Here is an 11,525-nt window from a genome sequence, read left to right on the forward strand (position 1 = left end):
AATGGCCGCCCTTGAGTCGGAAACGCGTCAGTCCTACCTCGTCTTCGCGTGTGGAAGCAGCTGGTACGCGGTGCCCGCGGAAGCCGCGGCGGAGGTCGTCACCTTCCCCGAGCTGACGCGGGTACCGGGTTCCCCGCCCCACCTGCTGGGCGTGTTCGCGCACCGGGGGGAAGTCATCCCCGTCGTGGACATGAGCCTGCTGGTGGGAGGGGTGACCGCCGGCTCCCGCCGCGCCGTGCTCGTGCGGCTGCCCCGAGGCACCCTGGCCCTCACGGCCAGCAGCGTCGCCGGGGTGTCGCCGGTGCAGGGTCCGCTGGAGCCCCTGGGCCCCACGGGCGTCCACGTCCACCTGCGCGGCCCCGGCAAGAGCGGCACGCGCGACGTGGCCGTCATCGACCCCGAAGGCCTCTTCGACCACCTCAGCCAGGGCGCCTAGTCCCATGCTGCCCGCCGCCCGGGTCGAGGGGACGCTCCTGTGCCATGTGGGCCGCCACCGGCTCGCCTTCGCGGCGAGCGACGTGGCCTCCATCGCCGCGCCGGACGCCGCCTGTGTGTCAGCCCGGGGGGCCTTCCGCGAGTCCGCCAGCGTCCAGCGCGTGCTCGTCACGGCCACCGGGGAGGCCGTCGGTGTCGACGGGCTGGAGATCGACGCGGAGGTGCTGTCGGTGCTGCCGCCCTCGCCGCTGGTGGCGCGCGCCTCCGGGGGGAGTCTCCGGGGCTTCGTGCTCACGCGCGGGGTGCTCTGGCCGCTGGTGCACCTGACGGGCTTCGAGCGCTACCTGCGCGGCCTGGGTGGGGACGGGGAGGGCGCATGACGACGCCGCCCGCGGAGTGGCGCTCGCTCGCCCGGTGGACGATGCGCCCGCGCGTCCTGGGCAGCAGCGTGGGCGTGGCGCTGGCCCTCTTGCACATCCACCTGTCCCACACGTTGCCACCCGAGGGGCGGGGGCCGCTGTCGGTGCTCGGGCTGGTGGCGCTGGCGCTCTTCCTGGGGCTGGGCACGCTGCGCGACGCCCGGGCCCTGCGCACGCTGATCGCGCTGGGCGAGGGCAAGGTGCCCGCCACGCCCGAACACCTGCGCGTCGCGCTCCAGGAGGTGGCGGCCATGCCCGGCCGCGGCTTCTGGTTCGCCATGCAGGGCTGGCTGGGCGGCACGGTGGTGGTGGCGCTGTCCTTCCCGGTGCTCGCGCACGTGCCGTGGTCGGAAGGGCTGCGCGTGGTGCTGATGGGGCTGTCCCTGGGGCCGCTCAGCTCGATGCTCGTCTACCTGATGCTGGTGCGCCGGGGCCGGGCCACCCAGGGGTGGCTGGTGGCCGCGGGGCTGTCGCCGCTGGAGGTGCTGGCCGCCCTGCCGCCCCGGCGCATGCACATCCGCCGGCGCCTGGTGGCGTTCACCGCCATCGCGGTCCTGAGCCCGTCGCTCTTCATCCTCGACGTGGCCTTCACGCGCACGGTGGCGGTGGTGGACTCGTGGGCGCAGGCCACCACGCCGCAGGCGCGCGGGGAGGTCATCGCGCGGGCGCGACGGGGAGAGGGGCCGCCCCTGGGGCTGCTGTCGGGGCTCGTCACGCTGCTCATCCTGGGCACCGCGGCGCTCGCGGGCACGGCGCTCTCCGAACCCCTGCGCGCCATCACCGAGGACGCGACGCGCATCGCGCGCGGCGAGGTGCGGCCTCCGCGCGTCATCCACGCCGAGGACGAGGTGTGGGCCACCTCCGCGGCCTTCACCCAGATGCAGGTGCAGCTGGTGCAGGCGCTCACGCAGCTGCGCAAGGCGGGCCTGCAGATCTCCACCACCACGTCGCAGCTGGTGGCCACCAGCACGGAGCAGGAGGCGGGCGCGGACGAGCAGGCGGGCTCGCTCAACGCGACCAGCGCCACCACGGAGGAGCTGGCGCGCTCGGCGCAGCTGATCGCCGACAACGCGGAGTCCGTGTCCGCCATCGCGGAGCGGACCTTCGGCGCGGCGCAGTCCGGCCAGCGCGGCGCCACCGCCTTCCTGGGCGCCATGAAGCGCATGAAGTCGGACAACGAGGACATCGCGGAGGCGGTGGTGCGCCTCAACAAGCGCGTGCAGCAGATTGGCAAGGTGGTCGAGTTCATCAACGAGATCGCCGACAAGTCGGACCTGCTGGCGCTCAACGCGGAGCTGGAGGGCACGAAGGCGGGTGAAGTGGGGCGGGGCTTCTCGCTGGTGGCCGCGGAGATGCGCCGGCTCGCGGAGAACGTCATCCGCTCCACGAAGGAGATTGAGGGCCTCATCGGGGAGATCCGCGACGCGACGAACGCGGCGGTGATGGCCACGGAGGCGGGCCTGAAGACGACGGAGGTGGGCACGCTGCTCGCGGCGCAGGTGGACGACAGCCTGGGGCTCATCCTGGAGCTGGCGCGGCAGACGTCGCACGCGGTGCGGAGCATCTCGCTGGCCACGTTGCAGCAGCAGACGGGCACGGATCAGCTCGCGGCGGCCATGGGGGACATCCTGCGCGTCACCGAGCAGAACGCCGCGGCGACGAAGCAGATGGTGGCGGCGAACGCGGACCTGTCCTCGCTGGCGCACGACCTCCAGCACGTGGTGGAGCGCTTCCACGTCGAGCCCTCCGTCGAGTCTCCCAGCGGCAGCGGCACCGGGGAGGGGTGAGGCGACCATGGCCCCGCGCATCGGCCCCCGGCGGGCCTCGTTCAGCCGGCACCTGATGTTCCCCGTCCCGCTGGCGAACCTGGTGGGCTCCACGCTGGGCCTGCACTTCGCCTCGCTGGTCCTGGGCGGCCCGCTGGTGGTGAACCTGGGCGCGCTCGTCGTCCTGGTGGTGGGCGTGAGCCTGCTGCACATGCTCTTGGGCGTGGGGATGACGCTGCGCCGGCTTCCCATGTTGCGCGCGCTGGAGCGCGGGGACGTGGCGCCCACGCCCGCGAACCTGGCGGTGGCCGTGGGCGAGGTGTCGCGTGCCCCGGGCGAGGCGTTCTTCCTCTCGCTGGTCCTGTGGGCGCTGACGACGGGCGTGGTGGGCGTGGTGCTCTGGACGGTGATGGCGCTGCCGGGCGAGCTCACCCTGCGGGTCGCGGGGCTGGGGGCGCTGTTCGGTCCGCTCACGTCGCTGCTCGTCTACGGGCTCGTCACGCTCCGGGCGCGGCGGGGCGTGCTGTGGGTGGCGGAGCAGGGGCTGACGCACGCGCAGGTCATCGCCGCGCTGCCCCGGCGCTCGCGCATCCGGACGCGGCTGGTGGCCTTCACCGCCATCTGCGTGGTGACGCCCGCGGTGATGTGCGCGCAGGTCGTCACGGCGCTGTCGGAGCGCGTCTTCACGCGGCTGTTGGAGGCGGGCAGCCCGGACGTGCAGGGCGTGATGGTGGACGCGCTGCACCTGGAGGCGTTCACGTCCAGCGCGGTGCTGTGCGCGGTGGTGTTCGGGCTGGCGCTCGCCACGGCGTACCTGGGCGGCACGCTGCTGGGCCGGCCCATGCGGGAGCTGTCCGGGGAGGCGCGCCGCATCGCCGCCGGAGACCTGGCGAGCCCCCAGCTGGTGCCCGCCGAGGACGAGGTGTGGGCGGTGTCCGCGGCCTTCACCACGATGCGCACGCACCTGGCGGACGTGCTCGCGCAACTGCAGCGCGCGGGGGTGCAGATCTCCGCCACCACGGAGGAGATCCTCAGCACGTCCGGACGCTACGAGGAGGGGGCCGCCGAACAGGCCAGCAGCCTGGACGAGACGAGCGCCACCACGGAGGAGCTGGCGCGCTCGGCGAAGCAGATCGCGGAGAACGCGGGGTCGGTGGCGGAGATCGCCATGCGCACGCTCGCGGCGGCGGAGGGCGGGCAGGGGAGCGCGGAGTCGTTCCTGGACGCCATGTCGCGCATGCGCCAGGACAACCACGCCATCAGCTCCGCGGTGGCGCGGCTGAACAAGCGCGTGCAGCAGATTGGCAAGATCGTCGAGTTCATCAACGGCGTGGCGGACAAGTCGGACCTGCTGGCGCTCAACGCGGAGCTGGAGGGCACCAAGGCGGGCGAGGTGGGGCGGGGCTTCTCGCTGGTGGCCGCGGAGATGCGCAGGCTCGCGGAGAACGTGCTGGAGTCCACCAAGGAGATTGAGGGGCTCATCGAGGAGGTGCGCGAGGCGAGCGCCGCGGCGGTGGCGGTGACGGGCGGCGGGGTGCGCGCGGTGGAGACGGGCACCGCGCTGGCGGAGCAGGTGTCGGAGTCGCTCCGGCAGATCGTCAACCTGGCGGGGCAGACGTCGGACGCGGTGCGGAGCATCTCCTGGTCCACGCAGCAGCAGCAGTCGGGCACGGATCAGCTCGCGGAGACGATGGCGGACATCCTGCGGGTGACGCAGCAGAGCCTCAACGCGACGAAGCAGGTGAGCTCCGCGAACGGGGACCTGCTGGGGCTGGCGCAGGACCTGCGCGGGGTGGTGGAGCGCTTCCAGATCCATCAGGCGACGCTGCGCCAGGGGGAGGACGGGTGAACCCCAGCGAGCGGCTCCTCAAGCAGTTCCGCGACCTGGTCACGGTGCGCCTGGAGCGCATCAACCGCTCCCTCATGGAGCTGGAGGCCGGAGGGAACGTGGAGGCCGGGCAGCGGGTGCTGCGCGAGTTGCACGGGCTGAAGGGCGAGGCCCGGATGATGGGCTTCGACGACATCAACACGCTCGTGCACCAGATGGAGGAGCTGGTCCGGTGCGTGGAGCCCTACCGCTACCGGCTCACCTCGGAGTCCACCGACGCGCTGCTCACCACGGCGGACGCGGTGCTCGCGCTGTCCGGAGCGCTCCAGGCGGGAGAGCCGGCGCTGGCGGTGGACACGCTGGTGGCGACGCTGCAGTTGAGGCTCACGGCGGAGGCCGCCCGTCCGCCCGTCGCGGTGCAGGCCCCCCGCGAGCCGGTGGATGAGGCCGACTGGCCCGGGACCGCGGTGCTGGCCTCGCGCGCCCAGGCCGCGGCACAGCGGGGGGAGGGAAATCCGTCCGCGTCACATCCCCAGGTGACGCCCCGCGCGGAGCCGTCCGGCACGCCGGTGGTTCCCTCGCACTGGGGGACGATGGCGCCCCGGCCGGAGTCACCGTTGGGAGGAGGGATGTCCCCGGCGGCGGCTGCGTCCCACCTGCTGATGACGGCCATCCGCTCGGAGCCGCCGGGGGGCCATGCCGTCACGGGCGGCGCGACGGGCTCGCACGGTGTGCCGCCCACGGTCTCGTCGAGCGCGCACCTCGTGAACCCGACCGCGGCATCGCTGCCGGGCACGCGCCTGATCGACACCCCGCGCTCCCGCCCTGCCTCGGGGCCCGCTCCGAAGACCGGCGGCCCGGCGCGCAGTGGCGAGGTCCGCATCGACACGGCGGTGCGCATCGGCGTGGCCAGCCTGGACATGCTCACCAGCGCGGTGACCAACCTGGGCCAGGTGGCGCGCCGCCGTGAGCTGGCGACCGCGCGGCGGCTGGCGCTCGTGCGCGAGTTGAGCGAGCTGGCCCGCGTGGCGGAGGACCTGGGGCCCGCGGGCGTGGCGCTCGCGGAGCGGCTGGGCCGCGCGAAGGAGCTGGCCGCCACGCTGCACCGTGAGGCCAAGCTGCTCGCCAACGCGGAGCTGCGCGACCTGGGCCAGGTCTCCGAGGAGGTGCAGACCCTGCGCATGCTGCCCCTGTCCGTCCTCTTCGAACCCTACCCGCGCATGGTGCGAGACCTCGCGCGCGAGCTGGGCAAGGAGGTGGAGCTCGTCGTGGACGGCGAGGACACCCGCGCCGACCGCGCCGTGGTGGAGGCCCTGCGCGAGCCGCTCATGCACCTGGTGCGCAACGCGCTGGACCACGGCCTGGAGACGCGCGTGGACCGCGTGGCCTCCGGCAAGCACCCCCGGGGCTGCCTCACCCTGCGCGCCTCGCGCGAGGGCAGCCGCATCATGCTGCGCGTGGAGGACGACGGCGCGGGCATGGATCCCGCGCTCCTGCGCCGCGTGGCCGTGCGCCGGGGCGTGCTCGACGAGGCCGCCGCGAACGCCCTCTCCGACACCGCCGCGCGCGAGCTGATCTTCCTGCCCGGCTTCTCCTCGCGCGAGGTGGTCACCGACCTGTCAGGTCGGGGCGTGGGCCTGGATGCCGTACGTGCGTCCCTCCAGGCGCTGGGTGGCGACGTGGGCGTGGAGTCCGCGCCCGGCTGGGGCACCATCTTCACCCTGCGCGTCCCGGTGTCCCTCACCATGGCGCCCCTGCTCTTCGTCCAGGTGGGCGATGAGACGCTCGCCCTCAGTGCCGTCCACGTCTCCCGCGCCCTCAAGGTGGAGGCCTCCGAGGTGGGCGAGGTCGCCGGCCGGCCCACCGTCCGGAGCGACGGCCGCGTGCTGCCCTTCGCCTCGCTGGCGTCGCTGCTGGGGCTCGGCACCGAGCGCCCCGCGCGGGAGGGCGAGCTGGTGCTCGTGGTGAAGGGCCAGGGCATGGAGGCCGCACTGGCCGTGGACCGGGTGCTGGAGGAGCGCGTCCAGGCGATCCTGCCGCTGAAGGGCATCCTCGCCCGCTTCACCCACCTCACCGGCGCCACCTCGCTCGCGGACGGGCGGCTCGTGATGGTCCTGTCGGCGGCGATCCTGGCGGCCGGCGTGCACGGCACCGCCCCGCTGAAGCTTGCCCGCCCGCCGGTCCGGGTCCCCCAGGCGCGCCGCCGCCGCATCCTCGTGGTGGACGACTCGCCCCTCACCCGCGAGCTGGTGGCGAACCTGCTGGAGGCGGTGGGGTACGACACGCTCCGGGCGGCGGACGGCCCCGGGGCACTGGAGCTGCTCGGACAGGACGGCCCCCCGGTGGAGCTGGTCGTCACCGACCTGGAGATGCCGGAGATGGACGGCGTGGAGCTCACCCGGCGCCTGAAGACCAATCCCACCCGAGCTCGCCTGCCTGTCGTCATCCTCACCACCCGGGGCGGGGAGGCGGACCGGGCGCGCGGGTTGGCGGCCGGGGCGGACGGCTACATCACCAAGGGCGACCTCGTCCGGCAGGACCTGGTGGACGTGGTGGGGCGGCTCCTGGCCTGAAGCCGGGCTGGCAATCGACGCGCATTGCTATACTCCCCGTCGCGCGTACGGGGTATGGAACGTCCATGGGCAAGAAAGTGTCGGTGCTGGTGGTCGATGACTCGCTCATCTGCCGACAGCTCATCAGCGCGGCGTTGAGCGACGATCCGGACGTCGAGGTCGTCGGCACCGCGGCGAACGGCCAGGAGGCCGTTGCCCTCACGAAGGAGCTGCGCCCGCACGTCATCACCATGGACGTGGACATGCCCGTCATGGACGGGCTCACGGCCGTGGAGCACATCATGGCCGAGTGCCCCACGCCCATCCTGGTGCTGACGGGAGACCCCCGCTCGCAGGCCCCCGCGCTGACGTACCGCGCGCTGGAATTGGGCGCGCTGGCGCTGCAGATCAAGCCCTCCATCGACGCGGGCGCGGACGCGTGGAACCTCACCAAGGAGGTGAAGCTCATCTCCTCGGTGCGCGTCATCCGCCACGTCAGGGGCCCCAAGCGCACGCAGGCGGGGACGCCGCACCCCACGGCGGTGCTGCCCGCGGTCTCCATGGGCATCGTGGCGGTGGCCGCCAGCACCGGCGGCCCGCAGGTGCTCTACCGGATGCTGTCGGAGCTGCCGGCGGACTTCCCGGCGCCCATCGTCATCGTGCAGCACATCAACGCGGCCTTCTCGGAGTCGCTGGCCAGCTGGCTCGCCAACGCGAGCAAGCTCAAGGTGCGGCTCGCGCAGGACGGCGACACGCTGACGCCCGGGCTGGTGCTGGTGGCGCCGCCGGATCAACACACGCTCGTGCCGCTGCGCGGGCGCGTGGTGCTCAAGCCCGGCGTGGAGCGCGACGGGCACATGCCCAGCGGCACCATGCTGCTGGAGAGCGTGGCCAAGACGTACGGCCGGCGCGCGGTGGGCGTCGTGCTCACGGGCATGGGCGCGGACGGCGCGGACGGGCTGCTCGCCATCAAGCAGGCCGGAGGACTGGCGCTCGCGCAGAACGAGGAGTCCTGCGTGGTGTTCGGCATGCCGGGCGCGGCGGTGGAGCGCAAGGCGGTGGACCACCTCATCCACGGCGACGACGTCGCGGCCACGCTGGCGCGGCTGGCGCGCGGAGAGTCGCTGCCAGCGGGTCGCTGAGCCGTCGCCGTGACGTCCTCTCCCGAGCGCTGGGCTCCCGTGCACGCGTTCGTGTCGGCGCACACGGGCATGGCGCTGAGCGTGGCCCAGCGGCGGCGGCTGGACGCGCGCCTGGAGGCCCTGGACCTCCCGGGCCCCGCCGAGCAGGTGGTGGCGCACCTGCGCTCGGGGGCGGGCGCGGCGGACCTGGCGCGGCTGGTGGGCGCGGTGGCGGTGCACACGTCGGAGCTGTTCCGGGACGACGTGCAGCTTTCTGCCTTCCGCGAGCACGTGCTGTCGCCCCGGGTGCAGCGCTCGAAGCAGCCGCTGCGGATGTGGAGCGCGGGGTGCGCGGCGGGCGAGGAGGTGGCCACGCTGCTCATGCTCCTGGCGCAGGAGGGCGCGGATCCCACCAGCCGCGTGCTGGGCACGGACCTCTCCGACCTCGTGCTGACCCGGGCGCGCGAGCTGAACTTCCCGGCGGAGGCGCTGCGACGGGTCCCGGAGGCGCTGCGCCCGCGCTACTTCGAACCCCGCGCCGGGCGTCAGGTGCTGGTGGAGGCGCTGCGCACGCAGGCCGAGTTCCGGTGCCACAACCTGATGGAGACGCCGTACCCAGAAGTGGAGGGCGGGTTCGACGTCATCTTCTGCCGCAACGTCCTCATCTACTTCACCCCGGACGCCTTCCAGCGCACGGTGCGGAGCCTGACGGAGCGGCTCGCGCCCGGCGGGGTGCTGGTGCTGTCGGCCGCGGAGCCCCTGCTCCAGCTTCCTCCGGAGCTGCGGCTGCTGCCCTGCGAGCACGCCTTCTTCTACGTGCGCGTGGAGGGGCCGGTCGTGCCAGCACCTCCGGCGCGGCGCGAACCCTCCCTGCCTCCCGCCGCCCTCCCGGACGTGGCCCCTGCCCGCGCGGCGGAGCCGGGTCCCGAGCCAACCGCCGTCGCCTCGCAGCCGCCGCTCCTTGAGCCGGCCGCGGACGCGATGGCGGAGGCGGACTGGCTCTTCTCGTGCGTGCTCGACGGTGCCTCCACCGGCGTCTCCGACGAGCAGTCGGAGTGGAACCTGCGCCGGTGCCTGGAACTGGACCCGGACCACGTCGCCGCGCGCTACCTCCTGGGGATGCTGCTGGAGCAATCCGGCCGTCCCGACGCGGCGGTGGTCGAGTACCGCCGTGCCAGGGATGCGGTGGACTCCGGCCGGGCGCGGCCGGTGCCCTTCTTCCTGAACCTGCCCCGGTTGCGGGTGGCGTGCGCCAGGGCCGTGGAGCGCCTGGAGGGCGGAAGCCCCGGTTGAAGGCAGGGGGCGGGTCGCCCGCCTGGACGGTGCCGGGAGACAAACAGAAGCGGCGCGCGGAGGGCTTTGGACCTAGGATGCCGGCCCCATGCGCAGGCTCGTGCTCGTCGCCTTGTTGACCGCCGCCGTTCCCGGATGTTTCTACCCCGCCGACCGGGGCCGTGCCCTCGAAGCCAAGGTGGACAAGCTGGGGGCGGACAACGCCCGGCTCGAAGCGGAGCTGAAGGAGGCGCGCTCGCAGCTCGTCGCCACCCTGCCGAAGATCGACGAGAAGGTCGCCCAGGTGACCCAGGCCCTGCAGAGCCTGGACACCGCCGCGCGCCGCAAGGACGCGGACATCGGCGTGCAGTTCCAGAAGACGGTGGAGGACCTGTCGCAGCTGCGCGGCCAGGTGGAGACGTACCTCTACAAGATTGGCGAACTGGAGGCGGCGCTCGGCAAGAGCACCGAGGAGACCAACCAGCGGCTCCTGGCGCTCCAGGGCACGGAGGCGGTGAAGGAAGCCGAGGCCAAGAAGAAGGCCGATGAGCTCCAGCGCCCCACGGAGAAGAAGGAGTTCCTCGCGCTCGCGCAGGAGAAGTCCAAGGCGGGCGACGTGCTGGTGGCCCGGCAGCTCTACAACGAGTTCGTGAAGAAGTGGGCCAAGGACGCGCTCGTGGGCGAGGCGCACTTCGGCCTGGGCGAGACGTACTTCACGGAAGCCAAGTGCCGCGAGGCCCTCTTCGAGTACGGCAAGGTGGTGCAGGACTTCCCGAAGACGGCCTCCGCGCCGGACGCGTACCTGCGCTCCTCCGAATGCTTCCAGAAGCTGAAGATGAAGGAGGAGTCGAAGCTCGCGCTGGAGGAGCTGGTGAAGAGCTATCCCAAGTCGGACGCCGCGAAGACGGCCAAGACGAAGCTCGCGGAGCTGGACAAGAAGCCCGCGCCCGCGCCGAAGAAGGGGAAGAAGTGAGCCCTCGCCGACTGGTCGCGCTCGCGCTGCTGCTCCTGCCGCTGGTGGCGGGCGCCGCGCCGAAGAAGCTCGTGCTGCTCTTCACCGGAGACAACGGGGGCGAAATCGCCCCCTGTGGTTGACGCCACAACCCGTCTGGCGGTCTGGCCAGACGAAAGACGGTCCTGAATCAGGAGCGCGCCCGGGGCGTGCCGGTGCTTGCACTGGACGCGGGCAATGCGCTCTTCAAGGGCCTGGCGGACGGCCAGGACCCCACGGCGAAGCTGCGCGCGGGGCTGCTGCTGGAGCAGATGGGCGCTCAGGGCTACACGGCCATGGCCGTGGGCCAGCGCGACCTCGTGCTGGGCGTGGACTTCCTGAAGAAGAAGACGAAGGGCGCGAAGCTCAAGCTGCTGTCCGCGAACCTCGTGGACGCCAAGGGCCAGCGCCTCTTCCCCGCGTCGGTGGTGACGACCGTGGGAGGCCTGAAGGTGGGCATCGTCGGCGTGTCGCCCGCGTCGCCGGACCCCAAGGTCCCGGCGGGAGGAACGGACGGCTCCGCCCTGCTGCCCCCGGGCGTCCAGGGTCAGCCCGTGCAGCCGGCGGTGGCGGCCGAGGTGAAGCGCCTGCGGGAGAAGGAGCAGGTGGACCTGGTGGTGGTGCTGGCGGCGGTGCCCTACGTGGAGGCCGTGCGGCTGGCGCAGGGCGCTGACGGCGTGGACTTCGTCGTCCAGTCGCACGACGGCCGGGGCGTGGGCATGGCGCAGCGCCAGGGCGTGTCCACGCTGGTGCCGCCCGGGGAGCGGGGCCGGCAGGTCGCGAAGCTGGAGGTGTCCGTGGAGGGCACCGGCCCCTTCGCCGACCTGTCCGAGGCGAACCGCGCGCGTGAGAGCCAGCGCCTCGTGGAGGCGAACATCGCGCGGGTGAATGAGCGCCTCAAGGCGGAGAAGAACGAGGACACGCGCCGCTCGCTCCAGGAGACGCTGGCCTCCTTCGAGGCCCGGCGCGACGCCCTGGGACGCACGGCGGCGGCCAGTGGCCCCACGTCGGGCCGCACCTACCTGCTGACGTACGTGCAGCTGGGCGCCGACGTGGCCTCCGATGCCGCCGTCCAGCAGCAGGTGGAACGCGTCGAGCCGCCCGGCTCCGCGGGTCACTGACCTCGCTCGCGGGGCCCCAA

At 73.2% G+C, this 11,525-nt stretch carries 10 protein-coding genes; all 10 read left to right on the top strand.

Going from position 1 to position 11,525, the window contains the following annotated elements:
* Window position 1: 1 nt before the first annotated feature.
* The 10 genes from D7V97_RS02950 to D7V97_RS02990 all read left to right on the top strand — a co-directional run bounded on the left by D7V97_RS02950 (window position 2) and on the right by D7V97_RS02990 (window position 11,505).
* Window positions 2–436 (top strand): chemotaxis protein CheW, encoded by a 435-nt coding sequence (locus tag D7V97_RS02950; protein WP_120609047.1) that lies wholly within the window; start codon window positions 2–4, stop codon window positions 434–436.
* A 4-nt stretch (window positions 437–440) separates the two neighbouring features.
* Window positions 441–815 carry a protein CrdC gene (locus D7V97_RS02955; protein ID WP_120609048.1) on the top strand — a complete coding sequence of 125 codons (375 nt, stop codon included), beginning with the start codon at window positions 441–443 and terminating at the stop codon, window positions 813–815.
* Window positions 812–2,641: a methyl-accepting chemotaxis protein gene (locus D7V97_RS02960; protein WP_120609049.1), complete on the top strand. Its 1,830-nt coding sequence runs from the start codon at window positions 812–814 to the stop codon at window positions 2,639–2,641. The genes D7V97_RS02955 and D7V97_RS02960 overlap by 4 nt, the downstream gene beginning before the upstream one ends.
* Before the next feature lie 7 nt (window positions 2,642–2,648).
* On the top strand, window positions 2,649–4,469 hold the full coding sequence (locus D7V97_RS02965) for a methyl-accepting chemotaxis protein (protein ID WP_120609050.1): 1,821 nt from the start codon (window positions 2,649–2,651) through the stop codon (window positions 4,467–4,469).
* On the top strand, window positions 4,466–7,021 hold the full coding sequence (locus D7V97_RS02970) for a response regulator (RefSeq protein ID WP_120609051.1): 2,556 nt from the start codon (window positions 4,466–4,468) through the stop codon (window positions 7,019–7,021). Before D7V97_RS02965 ends, D7V97_RS02970 begins: the two co-directional genes overlap by 4 nt.
* Window positions 7,022–7,086: 65 nt before the next feature.
* Window positions 7,087–8,142 (top strand): chemotaxis-specific protein-glutamate methyltransferase CheB, encoded by a 1,056-nt coding sequence (cheB, locus tag D7V97_RS02975; RefSeq protein ID WP_120609052.1) that lies wholly within the window; start codon window positions 7,087–7,089, stop codon window positions 8,140–8,142.
* Between the two features lie 9 nt (window positions 8,143–8,151).
* A complete protein-coding gene (locus tag D7V97_RS02980; protein ID WP_368668869.1) occupies window positions 8,152–9,414 on the top strand; it encodes a CheR family methyltransferase in 1,263 nt (420 codons plus the stop codon).
* Window positions 9,415–9,502: 88 nt separating this feature from the next.
* Complete coding sequence (locus D7V97_RS02985; protein ID WP_120609053.1) at window positions 9,503–10,366, top strand: tetratricopeptide repeat protein; 864 nt, start codon at window positions 9,503–9,505, stop codon at window positions 10,364–10,366.
* Window positions 10,363–10,488: a hypothetical protein gene (locus tag D7V97_RS46435; protein ID WP_255424395.1), complete on the top strand. Its 126-nt coding sequence runs from the start codon at window positions 10,363–10,365 to the stop codon at window positions 10,486–10,488. The genes D7V97_RS02985 and D7V97_RS46435 overlap by 4 nt, the downstream gene beginning before the upstream one ends.
* A gap of 72 nt (window positions 10,489–10,560) precedes the next feature.
* Window positions 10,561–11,505 carry a 5'-nucleotidase gene (locus D7V97_RS02990; protein ID WP_120609059.1) on the top strand — a complete coding sequence of 315 codons (945 nt, stop codon included), beginning with the start codon at window positions 10,561–10,563 and terminating at the stop codon, window positions 11,503–11,505.
* Window positions 11,506–11,525 lie beyond the last annotated feature (20 nt).

Origin of the sequence: Corallococcus sp. CA053C, assembly GCF_003611675.1 — a bacterium.
Taxonomy (GTDB): domain Bacteria; phylum Myxococcota; class Myxococcia; order Myxococcales; family Myxococcaceae; genus Corallococcus.